Origin of the sequence: Mycobacterium sp. SMC-16 (genome assembly GCF_046250085.1) — a bacterium.
GTDB classification, from domain to species: Bacteria; Actinomycetota; Actinomycetes; order Mycobacteriales; family Mycobacteriaceae; genus Mycobacterium; species Mycobacterium phocaicum.
In genome coordinates, this window is sequence record NZ_CP176427.1 from 5,756,641 (window position 1) to 5,779,344 (window position 22,704).

22 protein-coding genes are annotated in these 22,704 nt (G+C 67.3%); 8 read left to right on the top strand and 14 right to left on the bottom strand.

The genetic code is table 11. The features are described from left to right. Nucleotides 1–220: 220 nt before the first annotated feature. Entirely contained in the window at nucleotides 221–1,687 is a 1,467-nt protein-coding gene (locus ACJEIK_RS27995; RefSeq protein WP_346415275.1) for a glutamate synthase subunit beta, read from the bottom strand. Beyond that, nucleotides 1,680–6,287 (bottom strand): glutamate synthase large subunit, encoded by a 4,608-nt coding sequence (gltB, locus tag ACJEIK_RS28000; RefSeq protein WP_409430696.1) that lies wholly within the window; start codon nucleotides 6,285–6,287, stop codon nucleotides 1,680–1,682. Before gltB ends, ACJEIK_RS27995 begins: the two co-directional genes overlap by 8 nt. A gap of 565 nt (nucleotides 6,288–6,852) precedes the next feature. Here gltB and aqpZ point away from each other — a divergent pair. After that, complete coding sequence (gene aqpZ / locus ACJEIK_RS28005) at nucleotides 6,853–7,569, top strand: aquaporin Z (protein WP_409430697.1); 717 nt, start codon at nucleotides 6,853–6,855, stop codon at nucleotides 7,567–7,569. On the opposite strand, the gene ACJEIK_RS28010 is transcribed toward aqpZ, so the two are convergent. The 3 genes from ACJEIK_RS28010 to ACJEIK_RS28020 form a co-directional block, all read right to left on the bottom strand. Continuing rightward, nucleotides 7,566–8,462 (bottom strand): DNA-3-methyladenine glycosylase family protein, encoded by an 897-nt coding sequence (locus ACJEIK_RS28010; protein ID WP_409430698.1) that lies wholly within the window; start codon nucleotides 8,460–8,462, stop codon nucleotides 7,566–7,568. The genes aqpZ and ACJEIK_RS28010 overlap by 4 nt on opposite strands. 9 nt (nucleotides 8,463–8,471) lie before the next feature. Beyond that, nucleotides 8,472–8,837 (bottom strand): DUF427 domain-containing protein, encoded by a 366-nt coding sequence (locus ACJEIK_RS28015; protein ID WP_061002302.1) that lies wholly within the window; start codon nucleotides 8,835–8,837, stop codon nucleotides 8,472–8,474. A gap of 99 nt (nucleotides 8,838–8,936) precedes the next feature. Then, nucleotides 8,937–9,494, bottom strand: coding sequence for a hypothetical protein (locus tag ACJEIK_RS28020; RefSeq protein WP_082761935.1), 558 nt, complete (start codon nucleotides 9,492–9,494; stop codon nucleotides 8,937–8,939). 151 nt (nucleotides 9,495–9,645) lie between these two features. On the opposite strand from ACJEIK_RS28020, the gene ACJEIK_RS28025 reads away from it, so the two are divergent. Beyond that, nucleotides 9,646–10,116, top strand: coding sequence for an SRPBCC family protein (locus ACJEIK_RS28025; RefSeq protein WP_409430699.1), 471 nt, complete (start codon nucleotides 9,646–9,648; stop codon nucleotides 10,114–10,116). 18 nt (nucleotides 10,117–10,134) lie between these two features. Here the strand turns inward: ACJEIK_RS28025 and ACJEIK_RS28030 are convergent, their stop codons facing one another. The 3 genes from ACJEIK_RS28030 to ACJEIK_RS28040 all read right to left on the bottom strand — a co-directional run bounded on the left by ACJEIK_RS28030 (nucleotide 10,135) and on the right by ACJEIK_RS28040 (nucleotide 12,548). Next, the gene (locus tag ACJEIK_RS28030) at nucleotides 10,135–10,956 is read right to left on the bottom strand and encodes a class I SAM-dependent methyltransferase (protein ID WP_409430700.1); all 822 of its coding nucleotides are present in this window, start codon (nucleotides 10,954–10,956) and stop codon (nucleotides 10,135–10,137) included. 63 nt (nucleotides 10,957–11,019) lie between these two features. Then, nucleotides 11,020–12,039: an NAD-dependent epimerase/dehydratase family protein gene (locus ACJEIK_RS28035; protein ID WP_135355610.1), complete on the bottom strand. Its 1,020-nt coding sequence runs from the start codon at nucleotides 12,037–12,039 to the stop codon at nucleotides 11,020–11,022. Further along, a complete protein-coding gene (locus ACJEIK_RS28040) occupies nucleotides 12,036–12,548 on the bottom strand; it encodes a nuclear transport factor 2 family protein (RefSeq protein WP_409430701.1) in 513 nt (170 codons plus the stop codon). Before ACJEIK_RS28040 ends, ACJEIK_RS28035 begins: the two co-directional genes overlap by 4 nt. Before the next feature lie 92 nt (nucleotides 12,549–12,640). Between ACJEIK_RS28040 and msrA the strand changes: the two genes are divergently transcribed. Further along, nucleotides 12,641–13,144 carry a peptide-methionine (S)-S-oxide reductase MsrA gene (msrA, locus tag ACJEIK_RS28045; RefSeq protein WP_061002255.1) on the top strand — a complete coding sequence of 168 codons (504 nt, stop codon included), beginning with the start codon at nucleotides 12,641–12,643 and terminating at the stop codon, nucleotides 13,142–13,144. A 48-nt stretch (nucleotides 13,145–13,192) separates the two neighbouring features. On the opposite strand, the gene ACJEIK_RS28050 is transcribed toward msrA, so the two are convergent. Both ACJEIK_RS28050 and ACJEIK_RS28055 read right to left on the bottom strand, forming a co-directional pair. After that, nucleotides 13,193–14,008, bottom strand: a complete 816-nt coding sequence (locus tag ACJEIK_RS28050) for an alpha/beta fold hydrolase (protein ID WP_064858037.1) — start codon at nucleotides 14,006–14,008, stop codon at nucleotides 13,193–13,195. 9 nt (nucleotides 14,009–14,017) lie between these two features. After that, nucleotides 14,018–15,361 (bottom strand): cytochrome P450, encoded by a 1,344-nt coding sequence (locus ACJEIK_RS28055; RefSeq protein ID WP_409430702.1) that lies wholly within the window; start codon nucleotides 15,359–15,361, stop codon nucleotides 14,018–14,020. A gap of 102 nt (nucleotides 15,362–15,463) precedes the next feature. Here ACJEIK_RS28055 and ACJEIK_RS28060 point away from each other — a divergent pair, with 102 nt between their 5' ends. Then, on the top strand, nucleotides 15,464–16,162 hold the full coding sequence (locus ACJEIK_RS28060; protein WP_409430703.1) for a TetR/AcrR family transcriptional regulator: 699 nt from the start codon (nucleotides 15,464–15,466) through the stop codon (nucleotides 16,160–16,162). On the opposite strand, the gene ACJEIK_RS28065 is transcribed toward ACJEIK_RS28060, so the two are convergent. Beyond that, entirely contained in the window at nucleotides 16,066–16,635 is a 570-nt protein-coding gene (locus ACJEIK_RS28065) for a TetR/AcrR family transcriptional regulator (protein WP_133426221.1), read from the bottom strand. The genes ACJEIK_RS28060 and ACJEIK_RS28065 overlap by 97 nt on opposite strands. A gap of 55 nt (nucleotides 16,636–16,690) precedes the next feature. Here ACJEIK_RS28065 and ACJEIK_RS28070 point away from each other — a divergent pair, with 55 nt between their 5' ends. Next, nucleotides 16,691–17,239 (top strand): nicotinamidase, encoded by a 549-nt coding sequence (locus ACJEIK_RS28070; protein WP_409430704.1) that lies wholly within the window; start codon nucleotides 16,691–16,693, stop codon nucleotides 17,237–17,239. Here the strand turns inward: ACJEIK_RS28070 and ACJEIK_RS28075 are convergent. Further along, on the bottom strand, nucleotides 17,236–17,418 hold the full coding sequence (locus ACJEIK_RS28075; protein WP_237162801.1) for a hypothetical protein: 183 nt from the start codon (nucleotides 17,416–17,418) through the stop codon (nucleotides 17,236–17,238). The genes ACJEIK_RS28070 and ACJEIK_RS28075 overlap by 4 nt on opposite strands. Nucleotides 17,419–17,459: 41 nt before the next feature. Here ACJEIK_RS28075 and ACJEIK_RS28080 point away from each other — a divergent pair, with 41 nt between their 5' ends. The 3 genes from ACJEIK_RS28080 to ACJEIK_RS28090 all read left to right on the top strand — a co-directional run bounded on the left by ACJEIK_RS28080 (nucleotide 17,460) and on the right by ACJEIK_RS28090 (nucleotide 19,689). Further along, on the top strand, nucleotides 17,460–18,200 hold the full coding sequence (locus ACJEIK_RS28080; RefSeq protein WP_133426223.1) for an ABC transporter permease: 741 nt from the start codon (nucleotides 17,460–17,462) through the stop codon (nucleotides 18,198–18,200). 66 nt (nucleotides 18,201–18,266) lie between these two features. Next, a complete protein-coding gene (locus ACJEIK_RS28085; RefSeq protein ID WP_133426224.1) occupies nucleotides 18,267–18,482 on the top strand; it encodes a hypothetical protein in 216 nt (71 codons plus the stop codon). A gap of 121 nt (nucleotides 18,483–18,603) precedes the next feature. After that, entirely contained in the window at nucleotides 18,604–19,689 is a 1,086-nt protein-coding gene (locus tag ACJEIK_RS28090; protein WP_409430705.1) for a cellulase family glycosylhydrolase, read from the top strand. Here ACJEIK_RS28090 and ACJEIK_RS28095 read toward each other — a convergent pair. Then, nucleotides 19,686–20,951 carry a maltokinase N-terminal cap-like domain-containing protein gene (locus ACJEIK_RS28095; RefSeq protein ID WP_133426226.1) on the bottom strand — a complete coding sequence of 422 codons (1,266 nt, stop codon included), beginning with the start codon at nucleotides 20,949–20,951 and terminating at the stop codon, nucleotides 19,686–19,688. The two genes, ACJEIK_RS28090 and ACJEIK_RS28095, sit on opposite strands and share 4 nt — an antisense overlap. Continuing rightward, complete coding sequence (gene treS, locus ACJEIK_RS28100) at nucleotides 20,951–22,690, bottom strand: maltose alpha-D-glucosyltransferase (RefSeq protein WP_135355617.1); 1,740 nt, start codon at nucleotides 22,688–22,690, stop codon at nucleotides 20,951–20,953. The genes ACJEIK_RS28095 and treS overlap by 1 nt, the downstream gene beginning before the upstream one ends. Between the last annotated feature and the right edge of the window lie 14 nt (nucleotides 22,691–22,704).

A 22,704-nucleotide genomic window follows, 5' to 3' on the forward strand; every position in this document is an offset into this window, starting at 1 on the left:
GAGCCGGCGAACAGGGATGCGGGTGCAGTGGAGTAGTTCGCCATAAGTATTCAGTTCTGGTCGATCGGGACCCGAACCGATCAATTGTGCAACTCCAGTCACACCAGCCTCACGCGACACACCCGACGGTATCGAGTCGTTATCAACGGCATCCGCCGCTCAGATAGCAGTTCGCCGGCCCCAGGAAACCCGGGACCGGCGAACTATGCGTCTGACAAAACTACCGCTGCGGCGCAGCCGTCGGCTTGATCGGCTTCGGCAGTGCCGACTCACCCATCAGGTAGCGGTCCACGCCGGCAGCCGCGGCGCGACCCTCGGCAATGGCCCACACGATCAGCGACTGACCGCGGCCCATGTCACCGGCGACGAAGACGCCGGGCACGGTGGTCTGGAAGTCGTTGTCCCGGGCCACGTTTCCACGGTCGGTGAGCTCGACGCCCAGCTCGGTCAGCAGGCCCTCGCGTTCGGGGCCGACGAAGCCCATGGCGAGGAAGACGATGTCCGCCGGGAGTTCGAAGTCCGAACCCTCGACCTTCTCGAACTTGCCGGCCTTCATGACGACCTCGTGCACCTTCAGTGCCGAGACCTTGCCGTCGGTGCCCAGGAACTCCTCGGTGTTGACCGAGAAGACGCGCTCGCCACCCTCTTCGTGTGCCGAGGACACCCGGAACATGAGCGGGTAGGTCGGCCACGGGGTCGACTCGGCGCGCTCCTCCGGCGGACGCGGCATGATCTCGAACTGGTGGATGCTCTCGGCACCCTGCCGGTGGGCGGTGCCCAGGCAGTCGGCGCCGGTGTCACCACCACCGATGATGACGACCTTCTTACCCTTGGCCGTGATCGGCGGCTGGCCGTCAGGTCCGAGGACGTCGTCACCGAGCTGCACGCGGTTGCCCCACGGCAGGTACTCCATGGCCTGGTGGATGCCGTCGAGCTCGCGGCCCGGGATCGGCAGGTCACGCCATGCGGTCGCGCCACCGGCCAGGACCACCGCGTCGAAGTCGTCCTGCAGCTGCTCGACGGTGATGTCGACACCGACGTTGACGCCGGCGCGGAACTGCGTGCCCTCGGCCGCCATCTGCTCCAGGCGACGGTCGATGTGCCGCTTCTCCATCTTGAATTCCGGGATGCCGTAACGCAGCAGGCCACCGATGCGGTCGGCCCGCTCGAACACGGTCACGTCGTGTCCGGCGCGGGTGAGCTGCTGGGCCGCGGCCAGGCCGGCCGGCCCGGACCCGACGACGGCGACCTTCTTGCCGGTCTTCACGTCCGGGATCATCGGCTTGACCCAGCCCTGGTCGAAGGCGTTGTCGATCAGCTCGACCTCGACCTGCTTGATGGTCACCGGGTCCTGGTTGATGCCGAGGACGCACGACGCCTCGCACGGCGCCGGGCACAGCCGCCCGGTGAACTCCGGGAAGTTGTTGGTGGCGTGCAGACGCTCGATGCCGTCGCGCCAGCGGTCCCGGTACACCAGGTCGTTCCACTCGGGGATCAGGTTCCCGAGCGGACAACCGTTGTGGCAGAACGGGATACCGCAGTCCATGCAGCGCGAGGCCTGGACCTGCAGGGTCTCCTTGGAGAACTCCTCGTAGACCTCTTTCCAGTCCTTGAGGCGCAGGTCGACCGGCCGGCGGGTCGGGGTCTGACGGTGGGTGTGCTTGAGGAAGCCGTTCGGATCAGCCACGAGCGGCCGCCATGATCGCTTCGCTGACGTCCTCGCCGGCGGCCTCGGCCCCGGCGATCGCCTCCAGCACCCGCTTGTAGTCGCGAGGCATCACCTTGATGAACTGCTCCTTCTGATTCTGCCAATCGTCCAGAATCCGCTGTCCCACAGCCGATTCCGTCCCGTCGACATGGGCGGTGATGATCTCGTGCAGCCACAGTTCGTCAGTGGCGTCCAGCGCATCGAGATCGACCATCTCGCCGTTGATGTTGCCCGGCAGGGCGCCCTTCGGGTCGTACACGTAGGCCATACCGCCGGACATACCGGCGGCGAAGTTACGGCCGGTCTCCCCGAGGATGACCACCTTGCCACCGGTCATGTACTCGCAGCCGTGGTCGCCCACGCCCTCGACGACCGCCACGGCGCCCGAGTTACGCACCGCGAACCGCTCGCCCACCACACCGCGCAGGAACGCCTGGCCGCTGGTGGCACCGAACAGGATCACGTTGCCGCCGATGATGTTCTCTTCGGCTACGTAGCCCGCCGGCGCGTTCTTCGACGGGCGCACCACGATGCGTCCACCCGAAAGACCCTTGCCGACATAGTCGTTGGCGTCGCCGTTCACCCGGAGGGTGATGCCCTTGGGCAGGAACGCGCCGAAGCTGTTACCCGCCGAGCCGTCGAACGTGATGTCGATGGTGCCGTCCGGCAGACCCTGGCCGCCATGCACCTTGGTGACCTCGTGGCCCAGCATGGTGCCGACGGTGCGGTTCACGTTGGTGATCTTCATGGCGAGGCTCACCGGCACCTTGGACTCGATGGCGTCCCGGCACTCGGCGATCAGCTGCTGGTCGAGCGCCTTGTCCAGACCGTGGTCCTGGCTCGACGTGCAGTACAGATCCTGCTTCATGAAGGCCGACTCCGGCTCGTACAGCACCGGGGTCAGGTCCAGCTTCTGCGCGCGCCAGTGGGCGACGGCCTTGCTGGTGTCCAGCGCGCCGACCTGGCCGACCATCTCGTTGATGGTGCGGAAGCCCAGCTGCGCCATGAGTTCGCGGACCTCTTCTGCGATGAACAGGAAGAAGTTCTCGACGAATTCCGGCTTGCCGGTGAACCGCTCGCGCAGCACCGGGTTCTGGGTGGCCACACCCACGGGGCAGGTGTCCAGGTGGCAGACGCGCATCATGATGCAGCCCGAGACCACCAGCGGTGCGGTGGCGAAACCGAATTCCTCGGCACCCAGCAGCGCGGCGACGACGACGTCGCGGCCCGTCTTGAGCTGACCGTCCACCTGCACGACGATGCGGTCGCGCAGACCGTTCAGCAGCAGGGTCTGCTGCGTCTCGGCCAGGCCCAGCTCCCACGGTGCACCCGCGTGCTTCTGCGAGGTCAGCGGCGTCGCACCGGTGCCACCGTCGTGCCCGGAGATGAGCACCACGTCGGCGTGCGCCTTCGAGACGCCCGCGGCGACGGTCCCGACGCCGTTCTCCGACACCAGCTTCACGTGGATGCGGGCCTCGGGGTTGGCGTTCTTCAGGTCGTGGATCAGCTGCGCCAGATCCTCGATCGAGTAGATGTCGTGGTGCGGCGGCGGCGAGATCAGACCGACACCCGGGGTCGAGTGCCGTACCTCGGCCACCCACGGGTACACCTTGTGCCCCGGAAGCTGACCACCCTCACCGGGCTTGGCGCCCTGGGCCATCTTGATCTGGATGTCGGTGCAGTTCGTCAGGTAGTGCGACGTGACACCGAAGCGGGCCGACGCGACCTGCTTGATGGCGCTGCGTCGCCAGTCGCCGTTGGCGTCCCGGTCGAAGCGCTCGACGTTCTCGCCGCCCTCACCCGAGTTCGACCGTCCGCCGAGGCGGTTCATGGCGATGGCCAGCGTCTCGTGGGCCTCGGCCGAGATGGAGCCGTAGCTCATCGCGCCGGTGGAGAACCGCTTGACGATCTCGCTGGCAGGCTCGACCTCATCGATCGAGATAGGTTCGCGCACACCGTCTTTGAAGGTGAACAGGCCACGCAGGGAGGCCATGCGCTCGCTCTGGTCGTCGACCAGCTTGGTGTACTCCTTGAACACCGAGTACTGCCCGGTGCGGGTGGAGTGCTGCAGCTTGAACACCGTGTCCGGGTTGAACAGGTGGTATTCGCCCTCACGGCGCCACTGGTACTCGCCGCCGACCTCGAGCTCGCGGTGCGCCCACTCGTCGGGCCGGTCGAGGTAGGCGAGGCTGTGCCGCGCCGCGACGTCGGCCGCGATGTCGTCGAGGTCGATACCACCGGTGGGACAGGAGATGCCGGTGAAGTACTCGTCGAGCACGCGCTGGCTGATGCCGACGGCCTGGAACAGCTGGGCGCCGGTGTAGGAGGCCAGCGTCGAGATGCCCATCTTGGACATCACCTTCAGCACACCCTTGCCGGCGGCCTTGACGTAGTTGGCCTTGGCCTGGTCGCTGGTCAGACCGGTGATGACACCGCGGTCGACCATGTCCTCGACGGTCTCGAAGGCCATGTACGGGTTGATGGCGGCGGCGCCGACACCCACCAGCATGGCCATGTGGTGCACCTCACGGGCGTCACCGGACTCAACCACCAGGCCGACCTGGGTGCGGGTGCGTTCCCGGACCAGGTGGTGGTGGACGGCCGCCGTCGACAGCAGCGACGGGATCGGCGCGAGCCATTCGTTGGACTCGCGGTCCGACAGCACGATGATGCGGGCACCGTTGCGGATGGCCTGCGACACCTTGGTGCGCACGTCCTCCAGGGCGCGGCGCAGGCCCTCGCCACCGTCGGCGACGGGGTACAGGCAGCTGATGACCGCGGCACGCATGCCGTGCTTGCGACCCCGGATCTCGTGGTCGGGGTCGACGCAGATCAGCTTGGACAGGTCGCCGTTGCGCAGGATCGGCTGCGGCACGACGATCTGCCGGCACGAGTTCTCGTCCGGGTTCAGCAGGTCACCCTCGGGGCCGATGACACCCGAGAGGCTGGTGACGACCTCTTCGCGGATGGCGTCCAGCGGCGGGTTGGTGACCTGGGCGAACAGCTGCTGGAAGTAGTCGTAGAGCATCCGCGGCCGCTGCGACAGCACAGCGATCGGGGTGTCGGTGCCCATGGAGCCCAGCGCCTCGGCGCCGGTGCGTGCCATGGGCACGACCAGCTGGGTGACCTCTTCGTTGGTGTAGCCGAACGCCTGCTGACGCAGCACCACGCGGTGGTGCGGCATCTTGACGTAGTCGCCCGGGGGCAGGTCGTCGATGTGGAACAGGCCGTTGTCGAGCCACTCCTGGTAGGGGTGCTCGGCCGCCAGCTTGTCCTTGATCTCCTCGTCGTCGACGATCCGGCCCTCGGCCATGTCCACGAGGAACATGCGGCCGGGCTGCAGGCGCATCTTCTTGACGACGGTCGACGGGTCCAGATCCAGGACGCCGGCCTCGGAGGCCATGACGACCAGGCCGTCATCGGTGACCCAGATGCGCGAGGGGCGCAGGCCATTGCGGTCCAGGACCGCGCCGACGATGGTGCCGTCGGTGAAGCACACCGACGCCGGGCCGTCCCACGGCTCCATGAGCGACGCGTGGTACTGGTAGAACGCCCGGCGGGCGGGGTCCATGGTCTCGCTGCGTTCCCACGCCTCGGGGATCATCATCAGCACGGCGTGGTGCAGCGGACGTCCACCCAGGTGCAGGAGTTCGAGCGCCTCGTCGAACCGTGCGGTGTCCGAGGCGCCCGGCGTACAGACCGGGAAAATCTTGTTCAGGTCGTTGTGGAACCCGAACACGTCGGTGTGGATGAGCGCCTCACGGGCCCGCATCCAGTTCTCGTTGCCGTTGACGGTGTTGATCTCACCGTTGTGGGCGACCCGGCGGAACGGGTGCGCCAGCGGCCACGAGGGGAACGTGTTGGTCGAGAACCGCGAGTGCACGATGCCGAGCGCGCTCTTCATCCGCTCGTCCTGCAGGTCCAGGTAGAACGCCTTGAGCTGCGGGGTGGTGAGCATGCCCTTGTAGACGATGGTCTTGCCCGACAGGCTCGGGAAGTACACCGTCTCGCGACCGGGGCCGTCCTGACCTGGGCCCTTGGTGCCCAGCTCATGTTCGGCCCGCTTGCGGATCACGTAGGCGCGGCGCTCGAGCTGCATGCCGTCGGCGCCGGCGATGAAGATCTGACGCAGGGTCGGCATGGCGTCGCGCGCCAGGGCGCCCAGCGACGACTCGTCGAACGGCACGTCGCGCCAGCCCAGGACCTGCAGGCCCTCGGCTTCGACGATCTTCTCGACGGCCTCGCACGCCAGCTTGGCGTCGCGGGCCGACTGCGGCAGGAAAGCGATGCCCGTGGCGTAGCTGCCCTCGGCGGGCAGCTCGAAGCCTTCCTCCGCGCACACGGCGCGGAGGAACTCGTCGGGTACCTGCAGCAGGATGCCTGCGCCGTCGCCGGTGTTCGGCTCGGCACCTGCAGCACCGCGGTGCTCCAGGTTCAGCAGTGCCGTGATCGCCTTGTCGACGATGTCGCGGCTCCGACGTCCGTGAATGTCCGCGACCATGGCGACGCCACAGGCGTCGTGTTCATGCGCGGGGTTGTACAGCCCGACCTTGCTGGGTCCGCCGTGCTGCGGCGCCATTCCCACCTAACCCTTCACCATCTTCTTTACGAAGCATCGCTTGACCGCCGCTTTCAGCGGCGCCAGCGGACTGAGCGACGGTATGCCAGCGTGCAGCACTGAACGACGGGCCGTCCCGCTCGCCTCGATTGAGACAAAACGATATGACAAACCCGGCCTGACATGCCAACTTAGGCAGGCCTAACGAGGTTGCTGCGACTGTGGTCGACAACACTCGAAAGCTACCGGTCGGTAGCGCCAATTTTATTGGAGCCCTTGCGTTTTCGCCAATCAATTCCGGTCACACCCGAACCGGACCCACCCGCACCACCGGTCACGACACCCATGTTTGGTTTGCTATATATCACATTTCCGCAGGCTGTTACCAAAAATTTATTTGCTGCAAAGATTGCTCAGATTCTTAGATTCGCGGCCCGGACACCGGGCAACCTCCGGTCACCTATGGGCGGCTGTTCAGCAACGACCGCCGACTGCGAGACCTATCGGCGGGACGCTCGAAATGCTGTTTGCTGACCCGGCTTTTTCGACTGGAATTGGAGGGTTTGACCAAATGAGTGCTCCCACGATGACACACAGGCTGGCGGCGGAGGCCGTCGGCACCTTCTGGCTGGTCCTCGGCGGCTGCGGCGCCGCGGTCTTTGCCGCCAACCCGACCGAACACACCTCCATCGGCATCGGATTCCTCGGTGTCGCAATCGCTTTCGGCCTCACGGTACTGACGGGCGTCTACGCCTTCGGCGCCGTCTCCGGCGGTCATTTCAACCCGGCAGTCACCCTCGGTGCGGCGCTGGCCCGCCGGATCGAGTGGAAAGCGCTCCCCGTGTACTGGATCGCCCAGGTGGTCGGCGGACTCGTCGCCGGCGGGGTCATCTACTGGATCGGCAGCGGCCAGAAGGGCTGGTCGGCGACCGGCAACATGGCCGCGAACGGTTTCGGTGACCACTCACCGGAACATTTCGGCCTGGCCTCGGTGCTCATCACCGAAATCGTCCTGACCGCGATGTTCCTGTTCGTGATCCTGGGTTCCACCGACGCTCGGGCGCCCAAGGGCTTCGCGGGCCTGTCCATCGGCCTGTCCCTGACCCTGATCCATCTGATCTCGATCCCGATCTCCAACACCTCGGTGAACCCGGCACGCTCGACCGGCGTCGCGTTCTTCAACGGCAACGGGGCACCCACGCAGCTGTGGGTGTTCTGGCTGGCGCCGCTCGTCGGAGCCGCCATCGCAGGCGTTGCCTACCCGCTGTTGTTCGGTTCCGCATCGGAGCCGGATCGGGACTAGATCTTCTTCAAACTCGGAATCGCCTGGCGCGCACCGAATCTCGGATTGCGCGCCAGGCCACTGACCTCGAGCAACCGTACCGCCCGATGCCGGTGCGGCCGGAGCGGTTCCAGCAGTTCGACCATCGCTGTGTCGTCGATCGGGTGACCCAGCAGGGTCCAACCGACCATCTTCGCGAGGTGATAGTCGCCGACCGAGAGCGCGTCGGCGTCGCCGAACGCCTTCTGCACCGTCTCGGCAGCCGTCCACAACCCGACTCCCGGCAACGACATCAGCGCCGTCGTCGCGGTCTCCGCCGTCAACCGCTCCAGCGCGTCGGCCCGCTGCGCGCAGCCGACCAGGGTGCGGGCCCGGCCGGGGTCCACGTTGGCCCGGTGGAATTCCCAGGACGGGATGCGGCGCCACGCCTCGGCGGTCGGCGGCAGCCGCATCCCGGCCGGCGCCGGGCCGGGTGCCGGCGCGCCATACCGCATGGTCAGGATGCGGAACGAATTCCACGCATCCCGGCCTTGTACGCGTTGCTCGAGGATCGCCGGGATCAGCACCTCGAGCACGCGGCCGGTGCGGCACAGCCGCAGATGCGGAACCCGCCGCCAGGCTTCGGCGATGGTCGGTTCCGCCGGCGCGAACCCCGTCGCGTCGTCCTCGGCACCGACAAGCCCGGGCAGCCGGTCCAGAAATTCGGCCGCGCCGTCACCCCACACCTCGCACTCGACGGTCTTGAGGTCGGGTGAGCTGAGCCGTGCCGTCACTCCGCCGGTGCGCATCAGGCTGGTGCGCCAGATGACGCCGTCGACGGTCCGGAAGGTCGGATCGGTCCCGCCGCGGCGCAGCGGCGACAACGTCAGTCCGAGGCCGGCCGGGCCGTCCAGGGCCAGGCTGGCGGTGGGCACGGATTCAGGTTAGGCGCGATGCCGCACGATGTCGGCCTTGTCCGGATAGAACGCCACCCGGCCGGCGATTTCCGCGACCGCCGGGTAGGGCTGTTCGTAGGTCCAGATGACGTCCTCGACGTCGCCGACGTGGTAGTAGCCGGCATCACCCTTGTACGGGCAGTAGCTGGTGGTCGTGCTGCGGGTCAGCGCCGACCGGTCGACGTCGGCGAGCGGAATGTATTGCACCGCTGGATAATTCGACTCCTGCAGGGTGAGTGCATCGGATGTCTCCGCGACCACCTGGCCATTGACCGTGACGGTGACGCGTCCGGCGGTCGGCGTGATCGTGATGGGGTGGGCCGCAGTGGGCTGCAGCACGGGACGCTCGGTCATGCTCATTGCAACACCTTTCTTCACAACGCCGATTCCCGACATGACGCTGGGCCTGTCACCAGTGACAGGCCCAGCCATCAGACGGCAACTACTGACGGATTACAGCGCAATCCAGATGCCGAAGAACCAGAAACCCCACGCCATGAAGCCCGGGTCCCACACCGGGTACACGGTGTAGCCCCAGTAGTCGAACGGCGGAGGCGGCGGAGCCCACGGCGGCGGCGCCACCCAGATGATGTTCGGCCTCGGCGGTGGTCCCCAGCCCCACGGGCCCGGCCCATGGCCCCACGGCGGCGGGCCGCCACGCCAGTGCCAGTCATTCGGTCCCGGGTCGCCCGGCCTGGGGTGCCAGTTGCCCTGGTCTCCGGGATGCCAGTTCCCCTGGTCGCCCGGATGCCAGTCATCGTGATTACCCGGGTTGCCGGGCGGTGGCCCGCCGGGCCCGCCGCCGGGACCACCGGGATTTCCGGGCGGACCGCCGGGGTTTCCGGGCGGACCGCCGCCACCCGGACCGTGCCCGTTACCCGGACCATTGCATACCTGCATCGGCGGGCAGGGTGCAGGCTTCGCCTGCGCGATATTGACTCCCAATCCCATGATCGCCGCGCTCACACCAGTGGTGAGCGCGGTAGCTGCCACAAACGTCTTTTTGCTCATATCAACCCAACTCCTTCGTTGGAAGGTGCCGTCACGCGGTATATCGCCGGGATACCCCCAAACGGTTACCCGCAAAGGTCGAGCATTCTTGTTGCGCCAGCGACAATTACCGCTTGCCCTACCCCCGGACGGTCTGTCTACGATCAGCCCCATGACCGCACAGGGCCCCGCCTCCGTCACCGCTGCCATCGAGATCGCCGCCAGCCCGTCGGCTGTCTACGCGTTGCTGACCGATCTGCCCACCTTGGCCTCGCTCGCCGAGGAGGCACACACCATGGAGTGGCAGAAGGGCTCGTCGGCGGTACCGGGTTCGGTGTTCAAGGGATACAACCGCAACGGCTCGAAGACGTGGACCACCAGCTGCACCGTCACCGAGGCCGAGCCGGGTCGGACGTTCGGCTTCGCCGTGAAGTCCTCGATCGTGCCCATCGCGCACTGGCGCTACGACATCACCCAGACGGCGAACGGCTGCCGCGTCGCCGAATCGACCTGGGACAACCGGCCGGGTCTGCTGAAGCTGTTCGCCGCCTCGCTCACCGGTGTCGCCGACCGTGATGCGGCCAACGCCGAGAACATCCGGTTGACGCTCGAGCGGCTGAAGGCCCGCGCCGAAGCGGCCTGACCGGCTTCCTCAAGCCTGTCAGCCCCACGCATACCGGTGGTACTGCGACATGTGCCGCATACCGGGTATCGCGCGCATGACGGCCGCCGTCACGCGCAGCCCCGTCGGCAGCCGGTCGTAGCCGTCGGGGCCCAGGGCGGACTCCCATGACAGCAGCCGCAGTCCCGGCACCGCCGACAGGACGTCGTCCGGGCCGTCCATGGCCCACTTCAACGTCGCACCCGAACGGCGCACCACGGAGTTCGTCCACTGCAGTTTCACGCCCAGCCGGCTGAAGGCGTCGAATTGCAGTTCCCCGCTTGGGAAATGCGCCACGATGCGACGGAACAGGGCCTGCCCGTCGGCCTCGCTGAGATACATGGTGAGACCCTCGGCGATCATCAGGACCGGGCGGTCGGCCGGGATGTCGGCGAGCCACGCCGGGTCCGTCACCGATGCGGACACGATGTGGCAGTGCTCGCGGGGAGGGTAGAGCTGACGCCGCAGATCGGCGACCTCCGGGTAGTCGATGTCGTACCAGTCGACGCCGGGCCCGGGGTCCAGCCGGTAGTACCGGCTGTCCAGGCCGCAACCCAGGTGCAGCACAACGGCTTTCGGATGCACGGCCAGGAACTGCCGGGCCGTCTTGTCGAAATAGGCCGACCGCAGCGTGATGCCCGGTGACCGGGCAGCCGTGACCGTGGTCTGCGACCAGTCGTAGTCGATGCGCGCGACGACATCCCGGGCATAGGTGTCGTGCAGGACCGGGTTCGGCAGGTCGGCGTCGAGCGCCTTGCCGTACAGCGTGGCAAGCATCGTCTGCGGTGCCCCGGTCAGGTCCACCTGCAATCTGTCCGTCATGTTTTCGACGCTAGCCGTGACCGCCACTGCGGCGCCACGACTTAACGCCGTACGGCGCGTTGTTCAGCCCGCGGACTTCTGGGCCTGGCGAGCCTTTCGCAGCCCCACCCAGAACCGCGCCGCTTCTCGCACCGCGTCCTCGACCGGCCTTGGCTCCCAACCTAATTCGGCCCTGGCCTTGCTGCAGTCGACGGGTGCCTCGGCGCGCATCAGCCGCAGCGACGCCAGCGACATGTGCTCGTCGGTGCCTTTGATCCGGCCTTTGACGGTGCCCATCGTGGCGAGCGCATAGGTCACCGGCAGCGGCAGCGACCTGGCCGGCGCCTGCACCCCGGCCTCGGCCGCGGCGATCCGCGCCACCGCGGCATTGCTGATCATCTTGTCGGAGATCAGATATCGCTCACCGGGCCGGCCCTTGCCGGCCGCCAGGATCAACGCGCGGGCGGCGTCGTTGACGTCGACCGCCTCCAGTTCGATGCCGCTCATCACGAACGGCAGCTTCCCGAACGCGGCACCGGCGATGATGGCGCCGTGCGGCGTCCGGCCCCAGTCGGTTCCGCCGTACGTGGTGGACACGCACATCGCGACCGCGGGCAACCCCCGCTCGCGGGCGTATTCGAGCACCAGTTTCTCGGCCTGCACGCGCGACCGCACGTACGGCGGCAGGGTGCGCTCGTCGGCGATGTCGTCCTCGGTGGACACGAAGCCGCGCTTGCGCCCCACCGTGGCGTAGCTGCTGGTGAAAACGAATTTCTTGAGATGCGAGGCGATTTCGGGCTCCACCGCGACATCCAGCACGTTGCGGGTGCCCTCGACGTTGGTACGGAACAACGGCGACGGGTCCCGGAGCCAGCCACGGGTGTCGACCACGCAGTAGTAGACGACGTCGGCGCCGGTCATCGCGGCGCGCAGGGTGTCGTCGTCCCAGATGTCGCCCTCGTAGCGGGTCACGTCGAGGTCGTCGATGCCGATGGTGTTGGCGCCGGCCCGCACCATGACCCGCACGTCTTCCCCGGCCGCCACGAGCTGCCGGGTGACGTGTGAGCCGAGGTAGCCGTTGGCCCCGATGACGAGGGCGGTCACCGGCGTCCCCTGCCACCGACCTTGCGCATCCACTCTTCGGCCACCTCGGGCAACGTGCCCAGCGCTTCGGCCTTCTTGCACCACGCCATGGTGGTCTCGAGGAACTTCATGGGGTTGTAGATGTCTTCCTGCTTGCTCCACAGGCCGTCGCCCGCGTACGTCATGATCGAGATGTTGGTGGCGCCGATGATGGTGCCGTCTCCCGGATCGCGCATGGGGTTGTCGAGTTCGCAGATGACGCGGCCAGTGGCCTCGTCATAGACCTTCCACAGCGACGGGAACGACGTCATGTAGCTGCCCGGGAAGTTCTCCATGGTGTTCCAGATCCAGGGCCGCACTTCCTCGCGCCCGCGCATGGTGCCCATGGCGTGCTCGATGTACAGCACGTCCTCGGTGTAGTGGTCGGTCCACGGATCCCAGTCGCGCGTCTGGGCGGCGCGGTCCACGGTCTGCTCGAAGACGTCGAATGCCGCGATGAGTTCCTCGCGACTGAAGGTGTTGCCCGTCACAGGAAAACTAGAACACGTTCTAGCGACGTTTGTCGAGCACTTGCGCAGTCGCCGGGACTTTGGTTCTCTGGAGTCAAAGCGAGGAGGCGTACATGACCGACACTGCGACCGCGATCCTGGCGGGCGGCTGCTTCTGGGGGATGCAGGACCTGATCCGCAAGCAACCGGGCGTGCTGACCACGCGCGTCGGCTACACCGGCGGATCGAACGATCACCCGACCTACCGCAACCACCCCGGCCACGCCGAGGCCGTCGAGATCATCTACGACCCCAGCCAGACCGACTTCCGGGCGCTCCTGGAGTTCTTCTTCCAGATCCACGACCCGTCGACCGTCAACCGGCAGGGCAATGACGTCGGCACCAGCTACCGCTCGGCCATCTTCTACACCGACGACGAGCAGAAGCGCATCGCCGAAGACACCATCGCCGACGTCGACGCCTCGGGTCTGTGGCCCGGCAAGGTGGTCACCGAGGTGACGCCGGCCGTGCCGTTCTGGGAGGCCGAGCCCGAGCACCAGGACTACCTGGAACGCATCCCCAACGGCTACACGTGCCACTTCCCGCGGCCGGGCTGGAAACTGCCCAAACGAGCGTGATTTGTGTACGATTTTCCGCGCCAGCCGCGGAAAATCGTGCACAAATCGCTAAGTCCCGGCGCGCTCGGCGATCAGCCGGGCGACCAGTTCGGGATGCTGATCCGGCAGCCAGTGGTTGGCGCCCTCGACGATCTCGAACTTGTACGGCGCATGGACGAACTGCTCGGTGAGCAGGGCGCCCTTGCGGCCGAGCGCGATGTCGCCGTCGCTCCAGATGTAGGTGGTGGGCCGGACCACCGGCGTGAACGCCGTCTTCGGGTTGACGAACGGCATGGCGCGGTACCAGTTGAGCGCGGGAGTCAGCGCCCCGCTGTCGAACACCTCGGCCTGGGTGACGGCCAGCGCATCGGCGGTCATGCCACTGCGCGGCATCGCCAGCTGCGCGAATCGTTCACCGAGCCAAGGTAGTTGGAAGATCAGCATGTAGTACGAGTGCAGCGCCTGCGTCCCGACGGCCATCGCCTTCAGGAAGGCACCGGTGTGGGGCACCGACACCGCGGTCAGGGTGCGCACCAACTCGGGTTTCGTCGCCGTCAGCGCCCAGGCGATCGCGGCGCCCCAGTCGTGCCCGACCACGTGCACCGGCCCGCCGACCAGGTCGATCAGCGCGGCGACGTCATCGGTCAGCTTGGGAATCGTGTACTGGCGCCGGCCCTTCGGCCGGGCACCGGGTGAATAGCCGCGCTGGTTGGGCGCCAAGGTACGGAAACCATTGGCGTGCAACAGCTCCGACACGGCGGTCCAGGACTCGGCGGTCTGTGGGAAGCCGTGCAACAACACCACGACGTCGCCGTCGATGGGGCCGGAGTCGACCACATCGAAGGTCAGTCCGTCATTGCGGTACTGCGTAATCCGTTCGGTCACAGCACGAACCTACAGCGGGGTGACGCGCCTGCGTAAGGTCACGCGACCACCGTCTTTCGGCGTGTAGGCCACGCCCCGCGAGAAGACCTTCTCCCCCGGCGCGCTGGTGACCTGAATGGCTAAGTGCCGCAACACCGTCCGTAGTACGACGTCCATCTCGACCTGCGCGAACACCGCACCGACGCAGCGCCGGGTACCGCCACCGAACGGCAGGAACGCCAGCGGCGGCCGCCGGCCGAGGAAGCGCTCCGGGTCGAACCGGTCGGGGTCGGCGAATTCCTTTGCGTCCTCGTGCATGTGGTCGATGGCGACGATGATGGAGAAGCCCCGCGGGATGACCCATTCACCGAGCTGGAAGGTCGGCGCGTACACATGCCGGCCGGCGAAGTCGATGATGGTGCGAATGCGCTGCACCTCCAGGATGGTTGCCAGACGGTACTCGTCGGTCTCACCGGCCGCCACCTCGCCTTCGAGGCGCCGCAGCACGTCCGGGTGCCGGGAGATGCGCTCGAAGACCCACGCCATGGTGGCCGCCGTCGTTTCGTGGCCGGCCGCCAGCAGCGTCAGCAGTTCGTCGGCGATGTCGCTGCGGGACATCGCCGTTCCGTCCTCGTAGGTGCTGCGCAGCAGCAGCGCCAGTACGTCGTCACGGCTCTCGAGCTGAGGGTCGGCGGCGACCGCATCGATCAGCCGGCCGACCACCTCGTCGTACCGTCGCCGGTATTCGGCGAGCCGGCCCCACGGCGTGAAGCGGCCGTAGGTACGCGGCGGCATCGGCAGCACCGCCAGCCGCGACCCCAGGGTGACCCACGGCGGGATGATCCGCCGTAGTTCATCGAGATGGTGACCGTCGGCGCCGAACACCGCGCGCAGGATGGCGTTGAGGGTGATGTGCATCATCGGCTCGATGGTGGGGAACGACTTCCCCTCGGGCCAGGACGCCGCCGCACGCAGCGTCTCCTCTTCGAAGATGCGCTCGTAGTTCTTGATGCTCTTGCCGTGGAACGGCGGAGTCAGCAGCTTGCGGCGCAGCCGGTGCTCGGAACCGTCGAGCGCGAAGACCGATCCACTGCCGAGGACGCGCGACAGGTTCGGCTGGATGTTGCCGACGTCGACGGGGTTCGCGGCGAACACCTGTTTGGCCAGTTGCGGGTCGGTCACCATCACGGCCCGACCGAAAACCGGTGCGTCGCAGGTGAATACCGGACCGAGTCGCGGCACCATCCGGTTGACGAACTTCCGCCGGTTGGTCGCGAACGCCACCCCTTGGAGAATCTTGGGCACCCCGGTCGCCGGCGGTAGGTGGATCGCCGGCGCACGCTCGGTGAGTTCAGCGGTGACGGTTTCGGTCATGGCACGCTCCAAGCCACTGATTACGCGGTACCACGGTGTACCGCGTGGTTATCCGGTACGGTACCGGCTGGTACCAGAGGTGACAAGGGTTTTGGGAGAGCGATGGCAGACGGCGAGGTCAACGCGGCGCAGACGGCGGCGCAGCCGTTCCGCGGGCGGCTGCTCGACGGGCTGGCCACCTCGCTGGAGACCCGGGGCTACCGCGACACCACCGTCGCCGACATCGTCCGGAACGCCAAGACCTCGAAGCGCACGTTCTACGACCAGTTCGCGAGCAAGGAAGAGTGCTTCGTCGAGCTGCTGCGCGCCAACAACGAGGACCTCATCGCCCGGATCCGCGCCGCGATCGATCCCGACGGCGACTGGGAGCAGCAGGTGCGCAACGCGGTCGACGCGTACGTCGCGCACATCGCTTCCCGGCCCGCGATCACCCTGAGCTGGATCCGGGAGGCGCCGGCGCTCGGTGACGCCGCGCTGCCGCTCAATCGCCTGGCCATGGAGCATCTGACCGACATGGTCGTCGATCTCACGAGCGGTTCGGGATTCGAGCGCGCCGGCATCGCCCCGATCAGCCGGCCGGTGGCCCTGATCCTGCTGGGCGGCCTCCGTGAACTGACGGCACTGCTCGTCGAGGACGGCCGCGACGTCGCAGAGCTCACCGAGCCGGCAGTCACCGCCGCGCTCGCGATGCTGGGACCCGCTCGTCAGCGCAGCATCAGCCGGGCTGACTTCTCCAGCCGCCCGGCAATCTCGTCGTACGACGTGAACCCCATGCCGGCCCGAACCAGCGCGCCCGAATAGAGCATCTCCAGTGACTCGATGACGTCGTTGTCCACGTCCGGGCCGAGTGCGGCGGCCAATCGCGAGCGAATGTCCCCGGCGATGCGCTGCCGCAGCACCTCGACATCCGGGTCGCGGCCGAGCAGCGCGTTGGTCACGGCCCCGGCGAACTCCGGCTCGTCGATCACCAACAGCGCGATGTGCCGCAGCACCTCGGTCACCCGGGTGGCAGGATCGTCGGAGTCGTGCGCCGCGGGGGGTGACGACGCCAGCCGGCGCCAGAACACCTCGGCGACCAGGTGTTCCTTCGACGAGAAGTAGGTATAGGCCGTCGCCGCGCCGACACCGGCGTCGGCCGCGACCCGGCGGACCGTCAGCCCCGCGAAGCCTTCGCGGCGCAACAGGTCGAGCGCGGCACGGCTCAGCCGGTCGACCGTATCGGCCTGTTTGGCCGTCAACCGGCGCCGGGTGGGCTCAAGCGCCTGTTCAGACACGTGTCCGGACGCTACGGCAACCAGCGAAGCGCAGCAAGCGGTCTACCGTGGACACATGCGGGCGTTGATCGTCGTCGACGTGCAGAACGACTTCTGCGAAGGGGGATCGCTTGCGGTCTCCGGCGGTGGCGAAGTGGCTCGCGCGATCACCGGCCTGCTGGCCCGCCGCCAGTACGACCATGTCGTCGCCACGGCCGACCACCACATCGACCCGGGTGCGCATTTCTCCGACCAACCCGACTTCCTGACCTCATGGCCGCCGCACTGCGTCGCGGGCACACCGGGCGCGCAGTTCCATCCCGAACTCGACGTGTCCACGGTCGAGGCGGTGTTCCGCAAAGGACCGTATTCCGCCGCATACAGCGGGTTCGAAGGCGAAGACGACACCGGCACCGCGCTGGCGGACTGGCTGCGCGCCCGCGGGGTCGACGAGGTCGACGTGGTCGGCATCGCCACCGACTACTGCGTCAATGCGACGGCAGCCGACGCCGCCGAAGCCGGGTTCCGCACCCGCGTCCTCCTCGACTACACCGCCGGGGTGTCGGCCGACGGCACCGCGAATGCCGTTGCCGCCCTGCGAGATTCCGGCGTCACGGTGGTCTAGACAGTCGGGTCCACCGGCCTGCCCGTCCACCGCGGCAGGCGTCCGGCCTGCAGCGCCCGCACCCCCGCCTTGGCGTCGTCATGCGCCATCACCGCGCGGTGAATCTCGGTCTCCCGCTGCCCCACCTCGTCGCGTGACAGCTCGAAGGACTCCCAGAGCAGCCGCTTGCTGGCCGCCACCGACATCGGCGCAGTGTTGTCCGCGATGTCACGCCCGCCGCATGGGCGCCTTCGCCTTGGTCGAATTGCAGAAGCTGCGGCACGACCGCACCGAGTTGGTCACCCGCACGGTTCAGCCCGCGCTGTGGCTGCTGATCTTCGGCCAGACCTTCTCGCGGCTGCACGTCATCAACACCGGCAACGTGCCCTATCTGTCGTTCCTGGCGCCGGGGATCATCGCCCAGTCGGCGTTGTTCATCTCGATCTTCTACGGCATCCAGATCGTCTGGGACCGCGACGCCGGCATCCTGGCCAAGCTGATGGTGACGCCGTCGCCGGCGTCGGCACTGATCACCGGCAAGGCGTTCGCGGCGGGAGTCCGATCGATCGCCCAGGTGATCGGGGTTCTGGTGATCGCGCTGCTGATGGGCATCCATCTCAGCTTCAACCCGCTGCACATCCTGGCCGCCATGGCGGTGGTGATGCTCGGATCAGCGTTCTACTCTTGTCTGTCAATGACTTTGGCTGGGCTGGTCCGCAACCGCGACCGGCTGATGGGCATCGGCCAGGCCATCACCATGCCGCTGTTCTTCGCCTCGAACGCGCTGTATCCGGTGGACATCATGCCGGGTTGGCTGCACGCGCTGTCCACCGTGAACCCGCTGTCGTACGAGGTGAACGCGCTGCGTTCGCTGCTGCTCGGCACGCCGGGCAACACCCTGCTCGATGTCGCGGTTCTCGCGGTCACGGCAGTGCTCGGCATCGTCGCAGCGTCGGCCCTGCTGCGCCGTTTGGTCCGCTGACGAACGCTGTTCGGCTACCTAATCGGCTCTCATCTCACGCCTAGGCGGCGGGCGTTGACTCGTCTCATGAAGCACAGCATCGTCGCGGTCGTCCTGGATGCCGGCACCGAAGCCGGCCTCGCCACCGCCCACAGCCTGCTGGCCGACGGACACCGCGTCGTGGTGACGGCACGGCAGGCCGGCCCACTGGTCCGCATCACCCACGGCTACCCGCCGACCGTGTCTACGCGCTCGCGGCCGACACTCACGATCGCAGCCAGCTCGACCAGGTGCTGGCCCTGAGCCGCGCCCGGTTCGGCCGCGTGGACATGATCGTCGACCCCGCGCTGTATCGCTCGGTCCTGCCTGCTTCCGCCTGAATTGCTGTTAGGTTCGAGCCAATCGGCAGATCACGGCCACAAGATTGGAACGAACGTTGCGCAACGCCCTCAAGATCGCTGCAGCAGTCTTCACCGTCGCGGCAGTTTCCGCCGCCGCCACCGAAACCCTGGCCAATTCCCCGGCCACCATTCCGTTCATCCCGACGGGCATCAGCCAGTCGGCCAGCAGCGTCGGCTTCGCCGATTCCGACGTCTACGGTATGAACGCCGACGACATCAACCACACCTTCGACCTGATGTCGGCGACCGGTGTGCGCACCGTCCGCATCATCATTCCGTGGGCCGGCATCGAGGGCACCCAGGGCAGCTTCAACTGGGGCCAGGTCGACACCGTCGTCGGTGCGGCCAATGCCCGCCACATGTCGGTCGTCGGCGCCATCGTCGCGACGCCGGCCTGGGCCGTGGCGCCGGGCGCCATCCCGATCAGCAGCCCGCCGGCCTCGGCCGCGGTGTACGGCGATTTCGCCGGCGCGGTGGCCGCGCATTACCGGGGCCGCGTGGACGCCTATGAGATCTGGAACGAGCCCAACGCCGTGATGTCCTGGACGTCCGGCCCGCAGGGCCCGGAGCCCGCCGTCTACGCCGACATGCTCAAGGCGTCGTACCCGAGGATCAAGGCCGCCGATCGTGGCGCCGTCGTCATCGGCGGTGTGGTCGGCGCGGTCGTGTCGTTCGGCTCGCTGACCCTGGACCCCGTGACCTTCATCCAGCGCATGTACGCCGCCGGAGCGGCCGGTTCGTTCGACGCGCTGTCGTTCCACCCGTACCACTACAACCTGAAGTTCTCGGCCGGCGCCGGAGTGCCCAACTCACCGCTGAGCCAGACCGACGGCATCCATCAGGCCATGGCGGCCAATGGTGACGGCGGCAAGAAGATCTGGGCCACCGAGTACGGCGAGCCCAACTCTGCCGTCGACGAGGCCACCCAGGCCGACTACATCCGCGACTTCCTGGCCAAGTGGCGCACGCTGCCCTACGCCGGTCCGTCGTACATCTACACCACGCGCGACCGCGTCACCGGCAGCTCGAACCCCGAGGAATCCATCGGCGTCTACCGCTCCGACTGGACCCCGAAGCCGGCTCAGGCCGCCGTCAAGGCAATGACCTAACCGCTGACGATGTTCGCGATGGCGCCCAGCGGCAGGTCCAGCCAGTGCGGCCGGTGCCGGGCCTCGTACCCCGCTTCGTAGACCGCCTTGTCGAGTTCGTAGGCGGCCAGCAGTTCCGCATCGGGTTCGGTGCCGCCGCCCTCGGCATAGCCGGCGCAGAACGCCGCCCGGTTGCGGTCGGCCCATTCGCGGGCGCGGGCGGCGAGCTGCTTGCGGCGCTGTTCGTTGCCGCCGCCCTCGGTCAGCCGCTGGAACGCCGCGTACTGATAGGACCGCAGCATCCCCGCGACGTCCCGCAACGGTGAGTCGGGGGCGCGGCGCTGATCCAGGGACTGCCCGGGTTCGCCTTCGAAGTCGATCAGCAGCCAGGTCTCGGGGGTGCGCAGCACCTGGCCCAGATGCAGGTCACCGTGGATCCGTTGCACCGTGATCGGCTGCCCCTCCAGCGCGCGGTAGCGACTCTCGATGGCCGCGGCATACTCGCGGACCTGCGGCACCGACGCGGTCACCGCGGCCAGCCGCTCCAGCATGGTCTCGACGGGAAACAGCGCCGTGGCGGTGCCGAGTTCGGCGGCCAGCGTGGCGTGCACCGCGGCGACGGACTGGCCCAGCCGCTCCGACTCACCGGCGAAATCACCACCCACCTCGTTGGCGTACAGGTCACCCTCGGCGTACAGATCCCGGGTGCTGGCGACGGCCATGTCCCAGCCCTCGGCGGCGTTGTCGGCGAAGCGGGCCAGCATGCCCAGCGCCGTCTCCGGTCCGCCGTCCAGCGACATCGTCCCTAACAGCGGCGCCACATGCGGGCTGCCGGCCCGGCCGAGAACCCGGGTGAGCTCGATGTCGGGATTCACTCCGGACGTCACGCGACGGAACAGCTTGAGGATGGCGGCTTCGTCGAACACGACGCTGGTGTTGCTCTGTTCGGCGCCCATCACGCGCGCCGTCTCGCCCGCGGGCAACTCGGCGTCGGGCTCCGCGGCGAATGAGACCGGACCGACCGTCGCCGAATCGGCGATCAGGCGTAGCAGCAGGTTCGCGACTTTCGGGTCACCCAGCGCGTCACCGACCTCGCCGTCGCCTTGACGCAGCACCAGCTGATACCGCTCGCCGGGGCCGTCGTCGTAGCTGACGTCGAGCAGCACCAGGTCGATGTCCTCGCGCAGCGCCACCACCAACGCCGGTTCGGCATCGGCCAGCTCTCGGTTGCGGCCGGCGTACCAGCGCTGCTGGGTCAGGTATTCGGTCAACTGTGGATCCATCACGGCTCCTCACCGACGGGCGCACGCAACGAGAACCAGTAGAAACCATGCCCCGGCAGTGTCAACAGGTAGGGCAGTTCCCCGATGCGGGGGAATTCGACCTGGCCGGTCAGTTCGACCGGTGTGTAGCCGTTCCAATGCTGCAGGTTCAGTTCGATCGGCTGGGGAAAACGGGACAGATTGTTGACGCACAAAACAGTGTCAGCCTCACCATCGTCTCGCACGAGCTCGCGGACATAGGTGAGCGCCGACGGATTGGAACCACCGAGTTCCCGGAACGAGCCGACGGCGAACGCGTCGTGCCGCCGCCGCACCGCGAGCATGGTGCGCGTCCAGTTGAGCAGGGAATTCGTGGTGTCGCGCTGGGCTTCGACGTTCACCGCCTGATAGCCGTACACCGGGTCCTGGCTCGGCGGGACGTAGAGCCGGCCGGGGTTGGCGGTGGAGAACCCGGCGTTGCGGTCGGCCGACCACTGCATCGGGGTGCGCACGCCGTCGCGGTCACCCAGCCAGATGATGTCGCCCATCCCGATCTCGTCGCCGTAGTACAGCACCGGGGAACCGGGCAGCGACAACAGCAGCGCGGTGAACAGCTCGGTCTGGTTGCGGTCGTTCTCGAGCAGCGGGGCCAGGCGCCGGCGGATGCCGACGTTGGCTTTCATCCGCGGATCCTTGGCGTACTCGGAGTACATGTAGTCGCGCTCTTCGTCGGTGACCATCTCCAACGTGAGCTCGTCGTGATTGCGGAGGAAGATGCCCCACTGCGCGAGGTCGGGGATCGGCGGCGTCTGGGCCAGGATCTCCGAGATCGGGAACCGGGACTCCCGGCGCACTGCCATGAAAATCCTTGGCATCAGCGGGAAATGGAACGCCATGTGGCATTCGTCGCCACCGGTCTCGGGATCACCGAAGTAGGCGACGACGTCCGCCGGCCACTGATTGGCCTCGGCCAGCAGCACCCGGCCCGGGAATTCGTCGTCGATCACCTTGCGGCAGCGCTTGAGGAAGGCGTGCGTCTCCGGCAGGTTCTCGCAGTTGGTGCCCTCCCGCTCGAACAGGTACGGCACCGCATCCAGCCGGAATCCGTCGATGCCCAGACCCAGCCAGAAGCGCAGCACGTCGATCATCGCTTCCTGCACCGCGGGGTTCTCGTAGTTCAGGTCGGGCTGATGGGAGAAGAAACGGTGCCAGTAGAACTGCTTGCGCACCGCGTCGAAGGTCCAGTTGGACTCCTCGGTGTCGACGAAGATGACGCGCGCGTCCTGGTACTTCTCGCTGGTATCACTCCAGACGTAGTAGTCGCCGTAGGGCCCGGCCGGGTCGCGGCGGGATTCCTGGAACCAGGCGTGCGCATCCGAGGTGTGGTTCATCACCAGGTCGGTGATGACGCGGATGCCGCGCTTGTGCGCGGCATCCAGCAAAGCGACGAAGTCGTCGACGGTGCCGAACTCCGGCAGCACCTTGTAGAAGTCACGGATGTCGTAACCGCCGTCACGCAGCGGCGAGTCGTAGAACGGTGGCAACCAAATACAGTCGACACCAAGCCATTTCAAATAGTCGAGTCGCTCGGTGAGACCTCGGAGGTCACCTGAGCCGTCGGCGTCTGAGTCGTAGAAGGCGCGGACCAACACCTCATAGAAAACCGCGTGCTTGAACCAGGTGCGGTCCTCGGGGAGGACTCGCGCATGTCCGAAGTCTGCGGCGCTTGGATGTTCCACGCCACCGTTGGAGGCGTCCATCGTCAACCAACGTA

Coding starts and splice junctions, on each gene's coding strand:
- aqpZ (WP_409430697.1), top strand. CDS start 6,853: ATGACACACAGGCTGGCGGCGGAGGCCGTCGGCACCTTCTGGCTGGTC.
- ACJEIK_RS28060 (WP_409430703.1), top strand. CDS start 15,464: ATGGCAGACGGCGAGGTCAACGCGGCGCAGACGGCGGCGCAGCCGTTC.
- ACJEIK_RS28030 (WP_409430700.1), bottom strand. CDS start 10,956: ATGACGGACAGATTGCAGGTGGACCTGACCGGGGCACCGCAGACGATG.
- gltB (WP_409430696.1), bottom strand. CDS start 6,287: ATGGCGCCGCAGCACGGCGGACCCAGCAAGGTCGGGCTGTACAACCCC.
- ACJEIK_RS28095 (WP_133426226.1), bottom strand. CDS start 20,951: ATGGATCCACAGTTGACCGAATACCTGACCCAGCAGCGCTGGTACGCC.
- ACJEIK_RS28070 (WP_409430704.1), top strand. CDS start 16,691: ATGCGGGCGTTGATCGTCGTCGACGTGCAGAACGACTTCTGCGAAGGG.
- ACJEIK_RS28080 (WP_133426223.1), top strand. CDS start 17,460: ATGGGCGCCTTCGCCTTGGTCGAATTGCAGAAGCTGCGGCACGACCGC.
- ACJEIK_RS28055 (WP_409430702.1), bottom strand. CDS start 15,361: ATGACCGAAACCGTCACCGCTGAACTCACCGAGCGTGCGCCGGCGATC.
- ACJEIK_RS28085 (WP_133426224.1), top strand. CDS start 18,267: ATGAAGCACAGCATCGTCGCGGTCGTCCTGGATGCCGGCACCGAAGCC.
- ACJEIK_RS28020 (WP_082761935.1), bottom strand. CDS start 9,494: ATGAGCAAAAAGACGTTTGTGGCAGCTACCGCGCTCACCACTGGTGTG.
- msrA (WP_061002255.1), top strand. CDS start 12,641: ATGACCGACACTGCGACCGCGATCCTGGCGGGCGGCTGCTTCTGGGGG.
- ACJEIK_RS28025 (WP_409430699.1), top strand. CDS start 9,646: ATGACCGCACAGGGCCCCGCCTCCGTCACCGCTGCCATCGAGATCGCC.
- treS (WP_135355617.1), bottom strand. CDS start 22,690: ATGGACGCCTCCAACGGTGGCGTGGAACATCCAAGCGCCGCAGACTTC.
- ACJEIK_RS28015 (WP_061002302.1), bottom strand. CDS start 8,837: ATGACCGAGCGTCCCGTGCTGCAGCCCACTGCGGCCCACCCCATCACG.